Source organism: Indiicoccus explosivorum (assembly GCF_002167005.1).
GTDB lineage: Bacteria > Bacillota > Bacilli > Bacillales_A > Planococcaceae > Indiicoccus > Indiicoccus explosivorum.
Genome location: NZ_NHTN01000009.1, coordinates 89,918 through 110,901, shown reverse-complemented (window position 1 = coordinate 110,901; position 20,984 = coordinate 89,918). Strand labels below are relative to the sequence as shown.

The following is a 20,984-nucleotide window of genomic DNA, read 5'->3' as shown; positions in this document are numbered from 1 at the left end:
TGATGATGCCGCGTATAAATTTCATCGTCCGTCCGAATGCCTCTTCACTCGTATAGTATCCCCGGTTATTCAAGAAGTTGACGAACATGCCAAGCCACAGCATATTCGTCATTTCATTCAGTTCGTCAGCCCTCTGTTCATCCAGCAAACCCTCCTGTACAAGCGGGATAAGTGAATAACGGCCTCGGTTCAACAAATTGCGGTCCATTAAAATCAGACGGAGTTCTTCCGGGACCGCGATGAGGTCTGAAGGATACATCTCATAGTAGTGTTTCAGCAGCTTTTCCGGATGATCGCCAAGGTCCATCAGGAAAACCGCCTGAAAAACATCCGGATTTTTAAAGGAATACTGGCTGAAAATCTCCCATGCAATAAAATATCGTTCCAAGGGATCGTCGGATCTCTCCATGGCTTCAGTAACAGCATCCAAGTAAGGCTTAAGCAGCTTCAATGATGTGAAAAACAGCAGGTGCGAAAGCTCTTCAAAGTAATTATAGATGGTAGCGCTGTTATAGCCCGCCCTGTCCCCGACCTTCCGTATGGTGACGTGCTGGAATCCTTCTTCCTGAATCAGTTCTTCCGTAGCGGAGATGAAGTAATTCCACATTCTTCTTTTCTTTATCTCTTTTTTATCCATCAAGGTCTCTCACCACCTTTATAATTAAATCATATCTTGAAAAAACGTTGAAGTCGCTTTTTCTGTTGTGTTACTATTTTTATAATCATGATTATAATTTAATCATGATTTAAAATAAAGGAAAAGGGGAGAGTAGGATGGATAAAGTACGGATTGATCCATTGGTTTTTTGGCTGTCACTTGCTGTCATTGTGGTCGCCACCTTGGCTTTAGTGATTTTCCGGGATACAGCAGAACCGTTTCTGAACGAAATGCTGACCGGCATCACGTACAACCTGGACTGGGCTTTTCAGTTTTTGACTTTCGGTTTGTTTATTTTGTTGGTTTGGCTGATCTTCAGCAAATACGGAAAAGTGAAACTCGGCGAGGAAGCGCCTGAATTCTCGACTTTCAGTTGGGGAGCCATGCTTTTCTGTGCGGGAATGGGTACAAGCATCATGTTCTGGTCGATGATGGAGCCGATCTATTACTACACAGGCCCTCCGTTCGGCATTGAGCCTGGAAGCAGCACAGCTGCGGAGTGGGCTGTTACATACGGATTATTCCACTGGGGTATATCCGCCTGGTGCTTATACGCGTTGCCGACTGTCACAATCGCTTATTCTATTTTCGTCAAGAAAAATCACTCTTTGAAAATCAGCACGGCTTGCAGGGGAGTCCTCGGAAAGCATGCAGACGGTTTCATAGGAAAACTGATCGATATCCTGGTGATCTGGAGCTTGGTGGGCGGTCTGGGAACATCGCTCGGCCTCGGTGTCCCGATGGTATCGGCAGTGATCGGAGAAATCTTCGGCGTGGAACAGTCACTCACGTTAAGTATCATCATCATTGTCATTTGGGTGATCATCTACAGTTCAAGCGCTTATTTGGGGCTTTATAAAGGAATCCGGAGACTCAGTGACCTCAACGTCTACATGGCGCTGGCTCTTGCTGTTTTCGTTCTGCTGGCCGGCCCGACGTTATTCATCCTTTCCTATTTCACTAACAGCTTCGGGTTGATGCTTCAGAACTTCGCCATGATGAGCTTTTACACCGACCCGGTTAACCAGGGCGGTTTTCCGCAGGCCTGGACTGTATTCTATTGGGCTTGGTTCGCTGCGACAGCACCCTTCATGGGATTATTCGTCGCACGGATTTCAAGAGGAAGAACGATCCGGGAACTGATCACCCACGTTCTCCTCTGGGGTTCGGTCGGCAGCTGGCTCTATTTCGCGGTATTCGGCGGCTATGCGATGAATCTCGAATTGACGGGCGCGCTGGATATAGTGGGGATTCTGGGTGAGAGCGGAGGCCCGGCTGCGATTGTCGCCATTCTGAAAACGCTTCCGGCCTCATTCTTTGTCCTGATATTTTTCGCTGTCCTCGGCTTCATTTTCTTGGCGACCTCTCTCGATTCAGCGACGTATATTCTTTCTGCGATTGCTACGAAGGAGCTGGTCGGCGAGCAGGAGCCTGCCCGCTGGCATCGCCTCCTCTGGGGAGCCATTCTGGCCGCGCTGGCGATTTCGCTGCTTTTGATCGGCGGATTGAACGTCATCCAGACATCTTCCGTCATCGTTTCGGTACCTGTCATTATTATTTACCTGCTGCTGACTGTTTCACTCGTGAATTGGCTGCGGGAGGATTATCCGGCCATACCAATACAAACAGCACAGAAGAGAGGGGAAACTGATGGTATTTAACGTAAGGGAAAGCACAAGAGCTGTCCGAAAAGACTTTCCGCATGAAGTGGAAACAATCGACCACATCTGGATCCCTTTGTCGGACGGCACGAGGCTATCTGCTAAAATTTGGCTTCCGAAAGGGGCTGCGGAAAATCCGGTGCCTGCTGTCCTGGAATACATTCCGTACCGGAAAAACGAATTTACGGCCCTGCGCGATTCGCTTCGTCATCCTTACTTCGCCGGGTACGGCTATGCGAGTATCCGTGTGGATTTGAGAGGCAGCGGGGAATCGGAAGGCATCCTGTACGATGAGTATTTAAAACAGGAACAGGACGACGCGCTGGAAGTCCTGGACTGGATCACCAGCCAAAAGTGGTCTGCCGGCTCTGTCGGAATGATCGGGAAATCATGGGGCGGATTTAATGGGCTGCAGGTGGCTGCCAGGCAGCATCCGGCATTGAAAAGCATCATCACCATCTGTTCGACGGATGACCGTTATGCGGATGACGTCCACTATAAAGGGGGCAGTCTGCTTGCTTCCGATATGCTGTGGTGGGCTTCGACGATGCATATCTATAATGCCCGGCCGGCCGATCCGGAACATGTCGGCAGCAGCTGGCGGGATATGTGGTTGGAAAGGCTCGAAAAAACTCCGCCATTCGCAGAAGAATGGATGCGTCATCAGCGCAGGGATGCTTACTGGAAACACGGATCGATATGCGAGGATTACAGCGCGGTCAAAATTCCGGTCTATGCAGTCGGCGGCTGGGCAGACGGCTATACGAATGCGATTTTCCGGATGATCGAAAATCTGGAGGGCCCAAAGAAAGCATTGATCGGACCATGGGCCCATGAATATCCTGAAGTGGCATTGCCGGGTCCGCAAATCGGCTTTTTGCAGGAGTGCCTGCGCTGGTGGGATCAATGGCTGAAGGGAGAAGAAACAGGCATTATGAACGAACCTGCCATCCGTTTTTGGATGCAGGAGGCAGTCCCGCCGCAGACTCATTACGAGTATCGGCCGGGCAAGTGGATAGCAGAAGAAAAATGGCCGTCTCCAAACGTCGGAACTGAAAATTACTACTTCGGGGATGGAACCCTTGAAAAAACCGTCCAGAGCGGGAATGAGCAGCTTTTAACCCGCCAGCAGCATGGTTTATACGCCGGAGTCTTTTGTCCGTTCGGCCAGGAAGGGGATATGCCTTCCGACCAGCAGATCGAAAACGCACTTTCCACCACCTTCACAGGGGCAGAGTTATTCGAAGATCTTTCCATCGCGGGGTTCCCGAAAGTCAGACTGAAGCTGACCAGTGACAAAAAACGGGCACAAGTGGCCGTCCGCCTCTGTGATTTATCACCGGCAGGCACATCCAAGCTGATTACATGGGGACAATTGAACCTGACACACCGAAACAGCCATGAATTCCCGGAAGACGTGCCGATCGGTGAAGAATTCATTGTGGAAATCGGACTCGACGCCATCGCTTACCGGCTGCCGAAAGGGCATCGGCTTCAAGTATCCCTGGCCCCTTCGTACTGGCCGCATATGTGGCCTTCAGCGGAAGAAGCGACGATTGAAATCATCAAAGATGAAGACTCCCAGCTGATTTTACCGGTCTACACGGAAACCGGTAAAATGATGGAACTTCCGCCATTCGAGCAAGCGGAAACAGCGGAAGTCCTGAAGCGGGAAGTGCTTCGCGAGGCGGGACGGACAAGGGAAGTCCGTCATAATACAGTCACTGGGGAATGGATATTGGACGATTTTTCAGACGAGGGCTGCCGTCGTCTTCCGTATAATGGCATTGAGTATGGAAGCACGAATCACAATGTTTACAGAATCACAGAAGGAGATCCGCTGTCCGCATCTGTCCGATGTGATTGGACGCTGACATTGGGCAGGAAGGACTGGCAGACCCGGGTTGAATCTGTCAGCACTATGACATCAGATGAAAACAAGTTCTACATCACCAGCCATCTAAAAGCTTTCGAAGGGGAAGAAGAAGTATTCAACAACCGCCGGGATTTTGAAATGGAACGGGATTTTGTATAAAAAAATACAAGAGGCTGTCCAAAAATCCCCTTCCGATTCGTTACGATTGGAGAATTCGGTTGGAAGGGACCGGCGGCAGCAGGAGCAAACGCTCGCTTGCTCCTGCGCAGCTGCACTGCTCGTCGTAAACAACCCCTCCTGCTCCTGCACAGGAGCAGAAGGTTTTTAGCATTTCCGCTGGCTTCTGCCGGCTCTTTCTCTCAGAAGCGGAACTGTCAGCCGAAAAGGCGGGAAGAGGAACTGATGCCCTCTTCCCGCCTTTTTTGCGTTCCCGTCGGTTTTTTCCTATGAGTTCAGACAGGGGCGGTCAGCAGGTCGCCTGCCTGTCCGGTCAGAGGATGGACAGGAAACCGGCGACTCCTGCGGAAGAACGGATGGCCGAGACCCCCGCCGCGAATTATGAGCGGCGGTGGCTCGGCCGTCCGTCCGGGCAGCCAGCACCGCGACGTCCTGTCGCGCTGGCTGCATTTCCCACATCGTGTGGGTCAAAAAGCGTCCGGTTTCCACATCCGGACCGGACGGTTCGGAAAACAGACATTCTGACCTTTTCAGACAGCCCTTTTTCGAATCGATCAAAATTAATAGCTCCAAAAAAATCGATTATAATCGATTAATCGATTCCCCCGATCCGCCTCCCGATCGTTCACGCCACTCGCGCTTGTCCCCGCTTCCATCATTGGGATCCGAGCCGGACAGAAATCCGGCTGCCGGTTTCGACCACTTGTTCAATCAGGAACTTAAACCGTTCTTCACTCAAATCATAGTTGATGAATCCGACACTGATCGCCCCGATGATCGCCCCCAGCCTGTCCGTGACCGCGACGCCGATGGAGGAAGTCCCGGCGGTGCGCTCCCCGTGGCTGACCGCGTAGCCTTGACGGCGGATGCGGGCCAACGTCTCCTGGATCGCCCGCAATTCCTCAGCCGGAACTAAAGAAGAAAGGATCCGTTTTGCCTCCGTTTCCGGCATCGCTGCCAGCATCGCTTTATTCGCGGCGCCGATATGCATCGGGATGCGCGTCCCGAGCTGGTCGTAGATCCGGATCGTATTGTTTTCGCTGTCGATCCGTTCCATGATGATCGCTTCGGGCCCCGCCGGCTTGCTGAGGTAGACGCTCTCGTTCACTTCCTTCGACAGCCGTTCAAGTTCGGGACGGATTTTACTGATGTAGTCCATCGAATCATAGACCCGCAGTCCGTATTCCATCCACACGGTCCCGAGTCTGTACCGCTTCGTCAGAACGTCCTGCTCCACCATGCCGTGTTCCGACATGGCCTTCAGAATCCGGTGCATCGTTCCGAGAGGCAGCTTGGAGGCGATGGAGAGCTCGGAAATCGTCAGCCCTTCCTCGATGGTTCCGGCTGACAGGATATCGGCGATGAGCATCGCCCGGTCAAGTGCTTGCATAAAGGTCTCCTATCTTTTCAATAAAAACTGAAAATTAATTTTTTAAATATATTGACATTATACCACGCCTTCTTTATATTCTTCATAAGCTTTTTCCATTAAACGAAAATAGTTTCCACTAGACGGAAAGGGAGGGTCCTATGCAGTACTGTTCATCCATGTACCACCCGCTGCGGAAAGTGATGGTGAAAACACCGGAAGCCGCTTTTCGCAGCGAACGCCATTTGGAGGAGAACTGGAAACGGTTCAACTACACCGAAAAACCGGATTACGAAGAGGCGATCCGCGAATTCGACGCGTTTCTCTCCGCACTCCGGAGCCGTGTTCCCGACATTTCGTTTCTGCCGGCTTCGGATGATGTAGGGATCGATTCGATTTATGCGCACGATCCGGTCAAATTCACACCCGGCGGAGCCATCATTCTGAAATCAGGCAAGGAAGTGCGGCGTCCGGAAGCGGCGGTCTACCGGGCCTTCCTGGAGAGCGAAGGGATTCCGGTCATCGGAGAACTCACCGGCGAAGCCAGAGCGGACGGGGGAGACATCGTCTGGCTCGATGACCGGACATTGCTCGTGGGGCGCGGCTATCGGACGAACGATGAAGCCATCCGCCAATTGAAAGCGCTGACAGCCGGATTCACCGATGAGTTCATCGTCGTGCAGCTGCCGCACGACCAGGGGGAGGAGGAATGCCTCCACCTCATGTCCTTTTTGAGCCTCGTCGACCGGGACCTGGCGGTGGTTTATTCCCCGCTGATGCCGGTGTTCCTCCGGCAGCTGCTCATCGAAAAGGGGATCCGGCTGGTCGAAGTTCCGAAAGAAGAATACGATACGCTGGGCTGTAATGTGCTGGCGCTCGCACCGGGCGTGTGCATGCTCGTCGAGGGAAACCCCTCTGTGAAGCGGCAGCTCGAGGAATCAGGAGCGCAAGTCATTGAATACAAAGGAAATGAAATCAGTCTGAAAGGGACCGGCGGACCGACATGCCTCACTTGCCCTGTCGTCCGTGCGGAATAACTGACTGAGGAAAAAGGAGAGGAATCGGATGTTCAAAAACGTAATCGTAAAAAAACCTGCACCGAGCTTCGTGACCGGACTGACCACATCGGATCTCGGAAAGCCGGACTTTGAAAAAGCGCTCATCCAGCACCGGAACTATGTGGAGGCGCTGAAAGCATGCGGCGTCGCCGTGACGGAACTCGAAGCGGATGACCGGTATCCGGATTCCGTCTTCGTCGAAGACGCGGCGGTCCTTACACCGGAATTCGCGGTGATCACCAATCCGGGAGCGGACACGCGCAACAGGGAAATCGAAGCAATAGAAGAAGCGCTGAAACCGTTCTACGAAAAATTCCACTACATAACGCAGCCCGGGACACTGGACGGAGGAGATGTCCTCCAAGCCGGAAACCAGTTCTATATCGGCATCTCCGAGCGGACAAACGGGGAAGGGGCCCGCCAGCTGAAAGAGATCCTGGAAAGCGAGGGATACGAAGCGGAAATCCTCCCGCTCGAGCGCTTCTTCCACTTGAAGACGGGCATCGCTTATCTCGGGGACAACAAATTGGCGGTGGCCGGGGAGTTCATCGAACATCCGGCGTTCGGGCAGTACGAAAAAATCGTGATTGGCCCGGAGGATGAATACTCGGCGAATTGCATCCATGTCAACGACTTTGTAATCATTCCGAGCGGCTATCCGGAGACGAAACGGCAATTGGAACAAGCGGGCCGGAAGACGATCGAAGTCGACATGACCGAATTCCGGAAACAGGACGGCGGCCTCAGCTGCCTGTCACTGAGATTTTGACGGACTGACGAAGGGGACCCGGAAAAACAGGTAAAAGGGAAAGGGGTAGGAATGATGATGAATGCAGGGGAGAACCACCACAACGAATTGAACCGTTCCATGAAGAGCCGGCATCTGTTCATGCTGTCGCTCGGCGGCGTAATCGGCACGGGGCTGTTTTTGAATGCGGGGTACACGATCAACCAGTCGGGACCGGGCGGCGCGATTCTGGGCTATTTGGTGGGCGGTGCGATTTTATATATGGTGATGGTCTGTCTGGGGGAGCTGGCCGTCCATATGCCGGTCACCGGTTCATTCCAGACGTATGCGTCGAAGTACGTCAGTCCGGCGGCCGGATTTTCGCTGGGATGGATGTACTTCGTCGGCTCGGCGGCGACGGCGGGCGTGGAATTCACGGCGGCCGGCATCCTGATGCAGCACTGGTTTCCGACGGTGCCCATTTGGATCTGGTGCGCGGTTTTCATCGTGTTCCTGTTTGCGCTGAACGCGCTGAGCACCCGGGGATTTGCGGAAGCGGAATTCTGGTTCGCCGGCATTAAAGTGCTCGCGGTGGTCGCCTTCATCGTCATCGGCATCGCGGCCATCACAGGCGTCATCCCGCTCATGGACCGGCCCGCGCCGATGATGACGAATATGGCGCCGGAAGGCTTGTTCCCGGCCGGCATCGCCATCGTGTTCGTGACGATGATGAACGTCATTTTCTCCTATCAGGGTTCAGAGCTTGTGGGCATCGCGGCGGGCGAGACGGAGGACCCGAAAAAGAACATCCCGAGAGCGATCCGGACGATCCTGTTCCGCATCATCATCTTCTACATCGCGTCCATCATCATCCTGTCGGCCATCTTCCCGGCATCCGAGCTCGGTCTGCTGGCCAGTCCGTTCGTGACGCTGATGGAAATCGCCGGCGTCCCGTATGCGGCCGGCATCATGAATTTCATCATCCTGACGGCGGTGCTTTCCGTCGGCAACTCGTGCCTGTACGCATCGACCCGGCTGCTGTGGGCGATGTCGAAAGAAGGCATGGCGCCAAGTGTCTTCAGCAGACTGTCGAAACGGAAAGTGCCGATGCTCGCCCTGCTGTTCACGATGTCGTTTTCGCTCCTGTCCCTTCTGACGAGCGTGATAAGCGCCGACACGGTCTTCGTGCTGCTCATGTCGATTGCCGGCATTTCCGTCACGATCTCGTGGATCGGGATCGCTGCTTCCCAGCTGATGTTCCGCTACCGGTACATAAAAGAGGGCGGCGACGTCGGCGACCTGGAATTCAAAGTGCCATTTTATCCGTTCCTCCCGCTGTTCTGCATCGGGTTCTGCCTGCTGATCCTCGGGTTCCTCGCATTCGACCCGACACAGCGGCTCGGCCTGATCTACGGGGTCGGCTTCTTCATCGCCTGCATGGCCTTCTACAAAATAAAAGAGGCGAGAGCGAAAAAACTGCTGGCGGGACAGAGCGTGAAGATGGCAGAATAGCTATAGCAGACGGATCGAATGATAGTCAGGGCATCCTGTTTAGCTATAGATGATTTTATTGGATGAAGGAGAATGTGGAATGAACCGCAAGTGGAATACACCTGAGGCCCGCCGGGCGCTGCTGTGCGAGCTGGTCGGATGGGACAGCCGGACCTTTACGGAAGGAGAGCGGACGTTCGCCTGGAAACTGGAGGCGAAGCTGCAGGAACTGGCGTACTTCCGTCAGCACCCCGGACAGCTGGAACTGCACGATTCCGGGCACGGCCGCTATGCGCTGACGGCACTGTACCGGCAGCCGGAAATCACGGAGACCGTCGTGCTGATCAGCCATTTCGACACCGTGCAGACGGAAGAATACGGCACGCTGGAGGAATACGCCTGCAGCCCGGAGGAACTGACCCGGAAGCTCCACGAAGTGAAAAACGACCTGCCGCTTGAAGCGCAGCTCGACCTCGATTTAGGCGAGTACTTGTTCGGGCGGGGCACGATGGACATGAAAGCGGGCCTCGCCGCCCACTTGTCCATCCTGGAGCAGGCGGTCGACGAGCAGTGGCCGGTCAACCTGCTTCTGCTGACCGTGCCGGATGAGGAAGTGAACTCCGCCGGTATGCGGGCGGCGGTCAGCGCCCTCGCCGCCATCCGGGAGAGAGAAGGCCTGACATACAAGCTGTTCCTGAACGGAGAACCGACGTTCACGCAGGAGCCGGGCGACCAGCAGGAGTACCTGTACACCGGGACGATCGGCAAAATCATGCCGGCCGCGCTGTTCTACGGAAAGGAGTCGCATGTCGGGGAGCCGCTGAAAGGGATCACGGCCAACTACATCGCTTCTTACCTGACCCAGCGGATGGAATTCAGCCCGCTGTTCGAGGAAACCGTATACGGGGAATCGACGCCTCTGCCGGTCTCGCTCCATCAGAAAGACTTGAAGACCCAATACTCGACCCAGACGCCGTACCGGGCCGCCGCGCTGTACAACGTGTTCCTGATGAAACAGACCGCGTCCGACGTGATGGCCCGTTTCGAACAAGTGGCGTTCGAAGCGGCGGACGCCTGCAACGCGGATTACGGGAGACTGTGCATGGAAAGAGGGATTGCCGGAGTGGGCAGCGTCCGGGTGATGCGCTACGAGCAGCTGCTCGGCTACGCTTCGGTCAAACTCGGGCCGGCCGCGGTGGAAAGGCTGAAGCGGGAAGCGATCGCCCGCGCCGGTGCGGACGAGCGGGACCAGTCGTTCGCGGTGGCGGATGCGCTCTTGATCGAGTGCCAGGAACTCGCGCCGGCGATGGTGCTGCTGTTCGCGCCGCCGTACTACCCGGCCGTCAGTTCCTCGGATTCGCCGCTCGTGGCGGAAGCGGCCGCGCTCATGAAATCCGCGGCCATCGGACTCGGCACGACCGTCGAGCAAGTCCACTTCTACAACGGCATCAGCGACTTGAGCTACGTCAACTACAAGGACGACGGGACCGGCTGGCTCGCGTATGAACAGAACACGCCGGTGTGGGGCCAGTCCTACGACATCCCGTTTGCCGGCATGGCCTCACTCGATGCGCCGGTGTTCAACTTGGGTCCGTTCGGCAAAGACCCGCACCAGCGGACAGAACGGCTCCACATCGACAGCGCGTTCCGGCGGCTGCCGGCGATGCTCGAAATCCTGATCAAGCACCTCGCCCGCCAGCCTGCGGAAGGCGGACAAACGACTTCTGCAGTCCCGCAGTGACGGCTGCGGCGAACACAGACCATCGATGGCAATAAATGAAGAAAAGCTGGCGATCCGCAGTTACGCATGCGGACAGCCGGCTTTTTTGTGCCGGCTGCCGGATACCAAAAATAGGAGAATGCTGGTAGAATGGAAACAACGAAGACAGAAAGTTATGACGGCTGAGAAAGGAGCCAACCCAATGAGCACGCTGACCGAAAAAGCACTCATCTTCGCCGCCATCAAACACGAAGGGCATTACCGGAAAGGGACGAACATCCCGTACATCGTCCACCCGATCGGTGTCGCCTGGCTGCTGCGGGATGCCGGCATGCCGGAGGAAGTCGTGGCGGCGGGCCTCCTGCACGACACGGTCGAGGACACATCGGCGACGGAGGCGGAAATCGACGAGCAGTTCGGCGAAGAGGTGCTGCAGCTCGTGAAAGCCGCCTCTGAACCCGACAAGTCGCTGCCGTGGGAAGAACGGAAACAGCACACGATCGACGGCATCTCAACCCGTGCGGTGAACGAAGCCGTGCTCATCACGGCTGATAAATTGCACAACGTCCGCTCCATCCAGCAGGACGCGGATGTGATGGGGGAGGAAGCGTGGCTGCGCTTCAACCGCGGCAAACGCGAGCAGACGTGGTACTACATGAGCCTCGTGCGCGAACTGGAGCGCCGGAAGGACGAGATTCCGCTCGCGAAAGAACTGCGCAGCGCCGTCTGCCAGCTGTTCATCGGAAAACCCCGGCTGAAGACAGCGGACATCCTCCTCCTGATCCGCTACGCGCACGACGGGGAAGCCATGCAGCAGGAACTGGCGGAAACCGAGCTGCTGCCTTTCGCGAACGAAGTGAGGCAGGGCATCGCCATCCGCCCCGACTCACCGACCGTCGCCTCCTTGAAGGAACGCTTGGGGACGGACGGGGAAGCGGACGAAGCGGACGCCTTCTACTTGGCGGAACTGCAGTACCGGCTGGCGCTGCCGGACCGGGAATTCAGCGAATACGTGGAAACAAGTTTTTTGGCTTGACCGAAGGAGAAGGATCGTGAAGAGACGAAGCTGGATGATGGCAGCCGCGCGATCTACAATCGTTACTTTTTCTGTTTAGCGGGAACGCATATACGAAGTTATCTCCAGATACCCTTTTGCCGGCAGTAATTACCTTCACCAATACGGCGATTTCCGCTATCGCTTAATTTAGAAAAACAGAAAGAGCAAGAGGCGTACAGCCCTTGCTCTTTTTCAATGCGACCTCATCCATCTGTTGCTCATTGGATTTTTTCTAAAGCAGAATATAATTCTCATTCTGCTCAGGAGCTTCCTTTCGCTTTCCGACTAACGTCTAATTATTACTGAGTGTCTCTTTTTAATACTTCGATTCCAGGTGTGTTCAGCTGCTGAAGCACATCATCTCGCCCCTGGTAAATATGTTCTTGCATAGCGATTTTAGCTCTTTCGGGCTCTTGGTTTTCAATTGCTTTCAAGATAGTCTTGTGGACTTCTAATGAACGAAGAAGCATGCGTTCGCTGTACCAGTAGAAAGAGCGGAAAATTAGTGGGACAACAACAACTTTTGAAATGTGGGTTCTTAGATGTTCGTTTTTTGTTGCTTTGAAAATCTCTTCGTGAAACTCTTGGTTTACTTGCTGAACATTTCTGATTGTTAAAATATCTGATCGTTTCAACTTTGATATCGCAATTTCGTAAGCGGCATTTTTATTGTACATTCGCTCTAGTTCTTCTGAAGTTCTATACAATGCCGCCTCGCTGGCTCCGAAACTTTCTAAGAGTGCTCTTAAATTGTATATCTGACGGATATCTTCGAGTGAAAATTCCCTCACTATATATCCCCGCCGCTTGTAAGGAGTGATGAGTCCATCAGTCTCAAGTTGCTTGATCGCTTCCCTGATTGGAGTCCGGCTTACCTTCAGCGTGCTGGCAAGAGCTTCTTCTGTCAGCCGCTCTCCAGGTGAAAAATCTCCTAGAATAATAGCATCTTTTATGAATTCATAAGGATTCAATACATTCACCTCATTTTTAGTTTATATTGTCTTCGAAAGTTTATCAATCCATTTATAATCTTTAAAATGTATACAATAAAATTTAAGTACAAAAAGTTCATTGCTAATATGGACTCAAATCCAGTATCAAAAGCTAAAAATGCATCATTTTTAGAAATATTAAGAAACTTGTTGACCTTATTGTATACATTATGATAATTTTTATTTATTCGGAAAAGTTAAATCACTAGCTTTCCCCTAAAATTCTGTTTTAGGGGAGTGGAAGAATGTTGGAGGTGCAGGGATGGCGATTGAAAAAGAAAGACTGCCGTTTGAGGATATCAGAGTTTTAGAACTCGGAACGTTACTGGCGGGTCCTTTTACAGGACGGATTCTTGGGGATTTCGGAGCAGACATTATTAAAATTGAAGCACCTGATAAGGCTGATCCAATGCGAGAGTGGGGGCAAGAAAAAGATGGAGAAGGACTTTGGTGGCCAATTCAGTCCCGGAATAAAAAATCCATCACACTGAATTTAAGAACAGAAGAAGGACAGGAGATATTTAAAGAATTAGTAAAAAAAGCGGATATTGTAATCGAAAATTTCCGCCCGGGAACAATGGAGAAATGGGGATTATCTTACGAGGAGCTTTCAAAGATTAACCCCAAAATCATTATGACGAGGACTTCGGGTTTTGGTCAGACAGGACCTTACAGTAAACGTGCCGGCTTTGGCAGTGTGGGAGAAGCGATGGGAGGTATTCGGCACGTAACAGGCTTCCCGGATCGTCCGCCTTCAAGAATCGGAATTTCAATAGGGGATACACTTGCTGCGCTATTTGCTACTATCGGGACTCTTACAGCATTACATGAACGGCATCATTCAGGGAAAGGACAGGTGGTCGATACGGCAATATATGAATCCGTATTCTCAGTAATGGAGAGTCTAATTCCGGATTACCTGCTTGCAGGATATGTGAGAGAGCGGATGGGAAATATTTTGCCAGGAGTTGCACCTTCTAACATTTATCAGACAGCAGATGGCACTTACATCGTGATCGGAGCCAATGCAGATGGAGTTTTCAAGCGTCTATGTGAGGCAATGGATCAACCAGAACTGTTTGAGGATCCACGATATCACACTCATCTTGCAAGAGGAGAACATCAGGCTGAACTGGATCAATTGATCGAGCAGTGGACAAAAAGCCTTCCGACACAAGAGGTGCTTGAAATATTGTCGGAGAGTGGCGTACCTTCCGGAAGGATTTACTCAGCGAAAGATATTGTTGAAGATCCTCATTACGAAGCAAGAGAAATGATCATCAAAACGGATCATCCGGTTCTCGGAGAATTCCCGATGCCTGGAGTCGTTCCAAAACTCAGTAGGACGCCTGGGCAAGTCAAGCATGTCGGGGCAGAAACGATTGGCAAAGACAATTTGGATGTCTATGGCAAGTTGCTGAATTACAACGAAGAAAAGCTGCAAGAGTTAAAAGAAAACAAAATCATTTGATGAGAGAAGGGAACAGCATGGGAAGAACTCTTTATGAAAAAATCTGGAATAGCCATGTTGTCGTAGAAGAGGATGCCCAACCGGACATTATTTATATTGATCTTCACTTAATCCATGAAGTTACATCACCCCAGGCATTCGACGGGCTGAGGACAGAAAACCGTAAAGTCCGCCGGCCTGACCGCACGCTGGCAACTATGGATCATGCCATACCCACCATGAACCGTCACCTTCCTTTTGAAGATAAGGTAGCAGAGAAACAGGTAGAGGCGCTGCGAAAGAACTGCAAGGATTTCGGAATTGAGTTATACGACTTATTCAGTCGACGACAAGGGATTGTGCATATCATTGCTCCGGAACTCGGATTAACGCAGCCTGGTCAGACGATTGTATGTGGGGACAGCCACACGGCAACTCATGGGGCATTCGGAACATTGGCCTTTGGCATCGGTACAAGTGAAGTGGAGCATGTATTGGCGACTCAAACTCTGAAGCAATATAAATCGAAAACCCTTGCTGTGAATTTTAATGGTGAACTTCCGGTCGGTGTTACAGCAAAGGATCTCATACTTGCTCTAATCGGTGAGTATGGACACGACTTTGCGACCGGCTATGTTATCGAATACAGAGGAGAAGCCATAAGAGGCTTGTCAATGGAGGAACGTATGACGGTCTGCAATATGTCCATCGAAATCGGAGCACGGGCAGGGCTGATTGCTCCCGATGACACGACATTCGAGTATTTGGAAGGGAAGCCGCACGCTCCAAAGGGGGAGGAATGGGAACAGGCAGTGGCAGAGTGGAAACAGCTGACCAGTGATGAAGATGCTGTTTTTGACCGATCCGTAAATTTTGACTGTGAAAAGGTAGAACCGCAAGTGACATGGGGTACGAATCCCGGACTTGTTGTTTCAGTGAATGGCAGTGTTCCGGATCCAAAAGAAATGCCAAAGGAAAAACAAAAGATGGCGGAGAGTGCCCTTCAGTATATGGACTTGGAACCGGGAGTGAATATCAGTGATATTCCGTTGGATACGGTGTTCATAGGGTCTTGTACAAACGGGCGAATCGAGGATTTAAGGGAAGCGGCAAGAATTGTAAACGGTTACAAAGTCTCCGAAGGAGTGCGGGCGCTAGTGGTTCCGGGTTCTTTTTCGGTCAAACTTCAGGCTGAAGAAGAGGGATTAGCAAAAATCTTCACCGATTCGGGATTTGAATGGCGGGATGCCGGTTGCAGCATGTGTCTCGGAATGAATCCTGATGTGGCGCAGCCTGGCGATCGGATCGCTTCAACTTCTAACAGGAACTTTGAAGGCCGTCAAGGCCGTCTTTCCAGATCTCATCTCGTAAGCCCGCCGATGGCCGCGGCTGCAGCTATAAAAGGTCATTTTGTGGATGTCCGTGACTGGCCGATAAAAGTCAGGGAGGAGGTATAATCGTGGAAGCTTTTAAGAAACATATCGGAGTTGTCGCCCCTTTGAATCGTGCCAACATTGACACGGATGCGATCATACCAAAACAGTTCTTGAAGCGAATAGAGAAGAGGGGTTACGGGCAGTGCCTGTTCTATGACTGGCGTTTTAAGGAGGACGGTGAAGAGGATCCGGATTTTCTGTTGAACAAAGAACCTTACCGCCATGCCTCAATCCTGCTGACCAAAGAGAATTTCGGCTGTGGATCTTCACGTGAACATGCACCATGGGCTTTAGAAGATTTTGGGTTCAGAGTGATTATTGCACCTTCCTTTGCAGACATTTTCTATAACAATTGCTTTAAAAACGGAATTTTGCCAATCCGGTTATCTGAAGGAGAAGTTAATCATCTTTTCCAAAAAACCGAAGAGATTCCCGAATACAAGCTGACAGTCGATCTTCAATCGAATACCATAACCGATGGTAAAGGATTCGAGAAGAAATTCGAAGTGGATGCTTACCGACGATCAATGCTTTTAGAAGGCATGGATGAAATCGAAACGACAGTCCTGCACGGTGCGAAAATTGAAGAGTTCGAAAAAAATCATAAAGTGTATTATAGCATGCAGGATGGCGGTTCCACCTTTAATCCTGCTGAAAAAAAACGAACAATTTAAATTAAGAAAGGAGATTTTACATGGATAACAAGTCGATTAAAGAGCCGATTCAGAAAAAATGGATTTGGATTATTCTGTTCTTTATCATACTTGGGAATGTCCCCTGGTATTTCCAATCCGGTTCAATTGCTCCACTTGTCTGGGGAGTTCCTTACTGGACGCTGTTCATTGTAGCATTCGCGATTTTGCTGAGTGCTTTTACCAGTTGGGTCATTATGACCCAATGGAACATTGTGGAAGATGAAGAGGAAGACGAGGAAAAGGAGAGAAAAAGGGGGATAGAGCATGAATGAATTAATTTTTGCGGGTTTGGACGGCGTTCTTGTTCTGATTTTTTATGCTGTTGTCATGCTACTTATCGGTTATTTTTCGGGACGTGGCGAGAAAGGACTTCATGAGAGTCTAAGCAATTATTACTTAGCTGGAAAAGGTCTGGGGCTTGTCACTCTATTCTTCACGCTATACGCGACACAATACAGCGGGAATACCATTATCGGCTATGCGCCCGCTGCATATCGGTCAGGCTTTGTCTGGCTGCAGTCAATAACGTTCATGACGGTTATTTTCGCGGGTTATTTGCTGTTTGCTCCACGAATGTATGTCATTTCGAAGCGGCTTAATTTCATCACGCCGACAGATTGGCTGCAATTCCGGTTCAATTCCAAAGCAGTCTCGATTCTGGCGATATTCCTGATGCTCTGGGGACTCGGGAATTACCTGCTTGAACAGTTAGTCGCAATTGGACAAGCAGTTTCGAGTTTGACGGGAGGAACCATTCCATACCAGGTCGCTGTAGTCGCTTTTATCCTCGTCATGCTGATCTATGAATGGCTCGGCGGCATGAAAGCTGTAGCATTCACCGATGTCATGCAAGGTGTGGTGCTGATGGTCGGGATATTTGTGTTCCTGATCGGAGCGTTTTACCTTGTGGGCTGGGATTTCGGAACAGTCACCCGGTTTATCGCAGAAGCAGAGCCTGCTAAAGCTGCAGTGCCAGATCTTCCAACGACCATTAACTGGTTCTCTATACTTATCCTTGTCGGCTGCGGAGCGGCAATATATCCGCATGCAATCCAGCGAATTTTCGCAGCGAAAAGCGAACGCACTCTGAAGCGTTCATTTGCCGTCATGGCTTGGATGCCGCTGATTACAACCGGTTTGGTGTTTGTCGTCGGTATCATTGGAATCGCTTTAATTCCAGGCTTGGATGAAGCGGGATCTGAACAGCTTGTTGGTCTCATGGCCAATCAAATCGCATCAATCAACGGTTTTTATTACTGGATCATGATTCTGTTCTTTGGCGCTATTGTTGCGGCCATTCTATCGACAGCTGACTCCGTGTTGCTCAGTTTCTCTTCTCTCGTTTCGAATGATGTTTACGGAAAATATATAAATCCAAATGCAAGTGAACATAAAAAAGTAATGGTCGGTAAAGTCGTGGGCGTAATCGCGGTTATCCTTCTCCTCTGGCTTGCTTGGAATCCACCGGGGACGCTTTACGAAATCTTTGTCCTGAAATTTGAATTGCTGGTTCAGGTATTCCCGGCATTCGTTGTGGGAATATATTGGAAACGGATGGCTGCCATGCCGGTCTTCTGGGGAATGTTGGCCGGTGCTGTAATTGCAGGCGGAATGACCCTTACTGGTCATGGCACGTACATGGGCGTGCATGGAGGGGTTATCGGATTGGCAGTCAACTTCATTGTAGTAGTTGTTGGTTCTCTTCTTGTACCTGTTACTGAACAGAAGGAAGTTAAGCTCCGGAAGATTGATTTGGTCGAATAAGTCTGAGCCAGTAAAGAGATGAGTACTTGATGAGTAGACAAGTGATAGACAAGGAAGTAATGACAGCTATTAATCCATGGCATATGCTAGGCTGGCTGCTCGCAGCACAAATCATGGTGGCATTCGTCGGCAGAAGTCTGGCGCCGCTGGGAGTACTGATTGAAGAAGATATGTCTCTGACAAAAGCGCAAATCGGTCTGCTTCCTGCGGCGCTGTTTCTCGGACAATCAGCGACGGCTATCCCAGCTGGATTTTTGGTGGACAGAGTAGGGTCGAAAAAACTGCTGTTTCTGTTATCCCTGACCCTTGGGCTGTCTTTTATGTTCATGACAATCTCGAATATTTACTGGCTGGTACTGTTGCTGGTAGTCATAGGCGGTGTTGGGTATGGCACAATGCATCCAACATCAAACAAAGGCATTATTTATTGGTTCCCTCATAAGAGGGGAACAGCAATGGGAGTCAAGCAGATGGGCGTCACGTTCGGGTCGGCGCTCTCTGCTCTTTTGCTTCTTCCGATCGCCACTGTCTGGGGATGGCGCCCCGCGCTTTTCGGTGCCTGTGTACTTTTAATCATAGCTGGAACCGTTGCTTATAAATTTTACCAGGATGCGCCACATGAGGAAAACCTGGATAGCAAAAACAAGAAGCCGACTAGTTTTTTACGTTCGGCCCTGCAAATGCTCAAGCACAAGCCGCTTGTTTTAGTAAGTACAGCAGCCATGGGACTGACGGGAAGTCAACTTATTCTGAATACGTACCTTGTATTGTATGCTTATGAGGAGATCGGCATCAGTCTGGTTTTATCGGGGATACTACTGGTCGTTTCCGAGGTAAGCGGATCATTTGGCCGTGTGGCTTGGGGAATGATTAGTGATAATCTTTTCCACGGAAAAAGGATTATTGTTTTAGTGATCATATCCGTTTTGTCGATTGTTGCTGCTGTTGGCATTTCACTCATTCCATCAGGAGCATCTTTCTGGATAATGGTACCAATCACGGTTCTATTCGGTTTTTGCATCTCCGGATATAACGGAATCTGGATGAACGCGGCTACGGAACTCGTTCCGCCTGAGCAGGCTGGCATCGCAAGCGGATTCACGTTAACAGTCGGATCATGGGGAGTAATCGTTGGTCCTCCGCTATTCGGATATATCGTGGATTTGACAGGAACTTATACGTTCAGTTGGCTGTTTCTGGCGGGAGTACTGCTGGTCGTCATCGCGCTATTGCTATGGGCAATGAAACTCATTAAAAAAGAAAACAGACGAAATTGAGCAATCAAAAGTTGGGTTGTTGAGGGAGTGTTAATTATGGACGTGGATTTAAGACATATCGAAACAAAAAATGCATATAAACTAATGACCGGTTCAATTGTTCCCCGGCCCATTGCATGGATATCCTCTATAGATGAGAATGGGGAGAGGAATCTCGCTCCGTTCAGCTTTTTTACTGTGGCTTCCCGAAAACCGCCGATGCTCTGTGTTTCTATCGGTCCTGGTGTCGGAGAGCGGAAAGGAACCGTAAAAGATACTTTGGAGAATATCCGATCACAGAAGCAATACGTTATCAACATTGCCACAACGGCCCTCGGGAATGAAATGCATACAAGCTCCAGCAACTTCCCAAGTGAAGTGGATGAATTCGAAGCCGCCGGACTTACACCGATTGAAAGTGCGGCGATCCGGCCACCGCGAATAGCGGAAGCTCCGATATCTTTCGAAATGGAACTGGACCAGATTATTGAGTTGGGAAGCGATCACCTGGTCCTCGGGAAAATCGTCCATTACCATATACAGGATGAGTACTATCTAGGAAATTATAAAGTGGACTTAGAAAAATTACGGCCACTGGGACGGTTGGCGGGAAATTACAGTGAAGCAACCAATTTCTTTACGCTTCCAAGAGAAGGACAATGAAAGAATGGAAAAGGAAAGGAGAGGACCAAGTGACTGATACAGTGATAACAGATGTGACTGGCCGGGACGGTTTCCAGATGGAAAAGGAATGGATTGGAACTGAAGATAAGATAAAAATTATTAACAGTATTATCGATTCTGGAATCCCTCGTATAGAAGCAACGTCTTTTGTTTCACCTAAAGCTGTCCCGCAGTTAAAGGATGCCAAAGAAGTCATCAGCCGCATCAACAGGAGAGATGTTGAAATTATTGCGCTTGTCCCGAATGTAAAAGGTGCTGAACGGGCCCTTGAAGCTGAAGTGGACAGTATAAATGTGGTTTTATCCATCAGTGAGACTCACAACATGAAGAACATCAATAAAACAGTCGATCAATCCATTCAGGAAATTACAGAGATAAGCAAGTTTACGGAATCTGAAAAAATCAATATCAGTTTAGGTACGACTTTTGGCTGTCCTTTTGAAGGGCTATATGACGTACAGAAGGTTTCTGAGATAGTTAGAAGGTTGTCAGCAATAGGGCTGAACCGATTTACCTTGGCTGATACGACTGGAATGGCCAGCCCTTTTCAAGTAACATTTTTTGTAAAGCGATTGAAATCGGCATACCCAGATGCAGAGTTCGGGCTGCACCTGCATAACACCCGAGGCATGGGATTGGCAAATGTCTATGCGGGCTACCAAGAAGGCATCAGACAATTTGATGCAGCCCTCGGAGGTATCGGTGGCTGCCCTTTCGCCCCTGGCGCTAGTGGAAATGTCTGTCTTGAAGATACTGTTCATATGCTGCACCTCATGAATATACTCGATGGGGTGGACCTCCAGAAGCTGATTGAGGCTTCCCGAGAGCTAGAACGAATACTTGGTTACCAACTGCCTGGTCAAGTGATGAAGGCGGGACTATCTACAGATACACATATAGCATAAACTTCTTT

The 20,984-nt window shown here is 50.8% G+C and carries 18 protein-coding genes; 15 read left to right on the top strand and 3 right to left on the bottom strand.

From position 1 onward, the window contains the following. A partial coding sequence (locus CCE92_RS03365) for a TetR/AcrR family transcriptional regulator (RefSeq protein WP_088006107.1) occupies positions 1-637 on the bottom strand: 637 nt, incomplete at its 3' end. 137 nt (positions 638-774) lie between these two features. Between CCE92_RS03365 and CCE92_RS03360 the strand changes: the two genes are divergently transcribed. After that, on the top strand, positions 775-2,319 hold the full coding sequence (locus CCE92_RS03360; protein ID WP_088006106.1) for a BCCT family transporter: 1,545 nt from the start codon (positions 775-777) through the stop codon (positions 2,317-2,319). Continuing rightward, entirely contained in the window at positions 2,309-4,354 is a 2,046-nt protein-coding gene (locus tag CCE92_RS03355) for a CocE/NonD family hydrolase (protein WP_088006105.1), read from the top strand. The genes CCE92_RS03360 and CCE92_RS03355 overlap by 11 nt, the downstream gene beginning before the upstream one ends. Before the next feature lie 673 nt (positions 4,355-5,027). Here CCE92_RS03355 and CCE92_RS03350 read toward each other — a convergent pair. Continuing rightward, positions 5,028-5,762 (bottom strand): IclR family transcriptional regulator, encoded by a 735-nt coding sequence (locus tag CCE92_RS03350; RefSeq protein ID WP_088006104.1) that lies wholly within the window; start codon positions 5,760-5,762, stop codon positions 5,028-5,030. A 140-nt stretch (positions 5,763-5,902) separates the two neighbouring features. On the opposite strand from CCE92_RS03350, the gene CCE92_RS03345 reads away from it, so the two are divergent. The 5 genes from CCE92_RS03345 to CCE92_RS03325 all read left to right on the top strand — a co-directional run bounded on the left by CCE92_RS03345 (position 5,903) and on the right by CCE92_RS03325 (position 11,773). Beyond that, positions 5,903-6,778 carry a dimethylarginine dimethylaminohydrolase family protein gene (locus tag CCE92_RS03345; RefSeq protein WP_088006103.1) on the top strand — a complete coding sequence of 292 codons (876 nt, stop codon included), beginning with the start codon at positions 5,903-5,905 and terminating at the stop codon, positions 6,776-6,778. Between the two features lie 28 nt (positions 6,779-6,806). Next, positions 6,807-7,568: a dimethylarginine dimethylaminohydrolase family protein gene (locus CCE92_RS03340; protein ID WP_088006102.1), complete on the top strand. Its 762-nt coding sequence runs from the start codon at positions 6,807-6,809 to the stop codon at positions 7,566-7,568. A 57-nt stretch (positions 7,569-7,625) separates the two neighbouring features. Further along, positions 7,626-9,038, top strand: coding sequence for an amino acid permease (locus CCE92_RS03335; RefSeq protein ID WP_420913223.1), 1,413 nt, complete (start codon positions 7,626-7,628; stop codon positions 9,036-9,038). A gap of 79 nt (positions 9,039-9,117) precedes the next feature. Further along, positions 9,118-10,758, top strand: a complete 1,641-nt coding sequence (locus CCE92_RS03330; RefSeq protein WP_088006100.1) for a M20/M25/M40 family metallo-hydrolase — start codon at positions 9,118-9,120, stop codon at positions 10,756-10,758. Positions 10,759-10,939: 181 nt separating this feature from the next. Next, positions 10,940-11,773: an HD domain-containing protein gene (locus CCE92_RS03325; RefSeq protein ID WP_088006099.1), complete on the top strand. Its 834-nt coding sequence runs from the start codon at positions 10,940-10,942 to the stop codon at positions 11,771-11,773. Between the two features lie 320 nt (positions 11,774-12,093). On the opposite strand, the gene CCE92_RS03320 is transcribed toward CCE92_RS03325, so the two are convergent. Next, on the bottom strand, positions 12,094-12,774 hold the full coding sequence (locus tag CCE92_RS03320) for a GntR family transcriptional regulator (protein WP_420913220.1): 681 nt from the start codon (positions 12,772-12,774) through the stop codon (positions 12,094-12,096). Between the two features lie 274 nt (positions 12,775-13,048). Here CCE92_RS03320 and CCE92_RS03315 point away from each other — a divergent pair, with 274 nt between their 5' ends. Genes CCE92_RS03315 through CCE92_RS03280 form a run of 8 tightly spaced genes read left to right on the top strand, consistent with a single transcriptional unit; the run spans position 13,049 to position 20,976 of the window. Next, positions 13,049-14,257: a CaiB/BaiF CoA transferase family protein gene (locus tag CCE92_RS03315; protein ID WP_175578062.1), complete on the top strand. Its 1,209-nt coding sequence runs from the start codon at positions 13,049-13,051 to the stop codon at positions 14,255-14,257. 17 nt (positions 14,258-14,274) lie between these two features. After that, positions 14,275-15,693 carry a 3-isopropylmalate dehydratase large subunit gene (gene leuC, locus CCE92_RS03310; RefSeq protein ID WP_088006097.1) on the top strand — a complete coding sequence of 473 codons (1,419 nt, stop codon included), beginning with the start codon at positions 14,275-14,277 and terminating at the stop codon, positions 15,691-15,693. Positions 15,694-15,695: 2 nt separating this feature from the next. Next, entirely contained in the window at positions 15,696-16,346 is a 651-nt protein-coding gene (gene leuD, locus CCE92_RS03305) for a 3-isopropylmalate dehydratase small subunit (RefSeq protein WP_088006096.1), read from the top strand. A 20-nt stretch (positions 16,347-16,366) separates the two neighbouring features. Beyond that, positions 16,367-16,639 carry a hypothetical protein gene (locus CCE92_RS03300; RefSeq protein ID WP_088006095.1) on the top strand — a complete coding sequence of 91 codons (273 nt, stop codon included), beginning with the start codon at positions 16,367-16,369 and terminating at the stop codon, positions 16,637-16,639. Further along, positions 16,632-18,131, top strand: a complete 1,500-nt coding sequence (locus tag CCE92_RS03295) for a sodium:solute symporter family protein (protein ID WP_088006094.1) — start codon at positions 16,632-16,634, stop codon at positions 18,129-18,131. Before CCE92_RS03300 ends, CCE92_RS03295 begins: the two co-directional genes overlap by 8 nt. 29 nt (positions 18,132-18,160) lie before the next feature. Next, positions 18,161-19,408, top strand: a complete 1,248-nt coding sequence (locus CCE92_RS03290; RefSeq protein ID WP_088006093.1) for an MFS transporter — start codon at positions 18,161-18,163, stop codon at positions 19,406-19,408. Between the two features lie 36 nt (positions 19,409-19,444). Further along, positions 19,445-20,050 (top strand): flavin reductase family protein, encoded by a 606-nt coding sequence (locus CCE92_RS03285; RefSeq protein WP_088006092.1) that lies wholly within the window; start codon positions 19,445-19,447, stop codon positions 20,048-20,050. Between the two features lie 29 nt (positions 20,051-20,079). Beyond that, positions 20,080-20,976 carry a hydroxymethylglutaryl-CoA lyase gene (locus tag CCE92_RS03280; protein ID WP_241535857.1) on the top strand — a complete coding sequence of 299 codons (897 nt, stop codon included), beginning with the start codon at positions 20,080-20,082 and terminating at the stop codon, positions 20,974-20,976. The last annotated feature ends 8 nt before the right edge of the window (positions 20,977-20,984 follow it).

Bases quoted from the DNA above. Each gene is read 5' to 3' on its own strand.
- CCE92_RS03360 (WP_088006106.1), top strand. From the start codon at position 775: ATGGATAAAGTACGGATTGATCCATTGGTTTTTTGGCTGTCACTTGCT.
- CCE92_RS03355 (WP_088006105.1), top strand. From the start codon at position 2,309: ATGGTATTTAACGTAAGGGAAAGCACAAGAGCTGTCCGAAAAGACTTT.
- CCE92_RS03350 (WP_088006104.1), bottom strand. From the start codon at position 5,762: ATGCAAGCACTTGACCGGGCGATGCTCATCGCCGATATCCTGTCAGCC.
- CCE92_RS03345 (WP_088006103.1), top strand. From the start codon at position 5,903: ATGCAGTACTGTTCATCCATGTACCACCCGCTGCGGAAAGTGATGGTG.
- CCE92_RS03340 (WP_088006102.1), top strand. From the start codon at position 6,807: ATGTTCAAAAACGTAATCGTAAAAAAACCTGCACCGAGCTTCGTGACC.
- CCE92_RS03335 (WP_420913223.1), top strand. From the start codon at position 7,626: ATGAATGCAGGGGAGAACCACCACAACGAATTGAACCGTTCCATGAAG.
- CCE92_RS03330 (WP_088006100.1), top strand. From the start codon at position 9,118: ATGAACCGCAAGTGGAATACACCTGAGGCCCGCCGGGCGCTGCTGTGC.
- CCE92_RS03325 (WP_088006099.1), top strand. From the start codon at position 10,940: ATGAGCACGCTGACCGAAAAAGCACTCATCTTCGCCGCCATCAAACAC.
- CCE92_RS03315 (WP_175578062.1), top strand. From the start codon at position 13,049: ATGGCGATTGAAAAAGAAAGACTGCCGTTTGAGGATATCAGAGTTTTA.
- leuC (WP_088006097.1), top strand. From the start codon at position 14,275: ATGGGAAGAACTCTTTATGAAAAAATCTGGAATAGCCATGTTGTCGTA.
- CCE92_RS03300 (WP_088006095.1), top strand. From the start codon at position 16,367: ATGGATAACAAGTCGATTAAAGAGCCGATTCAGAAAAAATGGATTTGG.
- CCE92_RS03295 (WP_088006094.1), top strand. From the start codon at position 16,632: ATGAATGAATTAATTTTTGCGGGTTTGGACGGCGTTCTTGTTCTGATT.
- CCE92_RS03290 (WP_088006093.1), top strand. From the start codon at position 18,161: ATGAGTAGACAAGTGATAGACAAGGAAGTAATGACAGCTATTAATCCA.
- CCE92_RS03285 (WP_088006092.1), top strand. From the start codon at position 19,445: ATGGACGTGGATTTAAGACATATCGAAACAAAAAATGCATATAAACTA.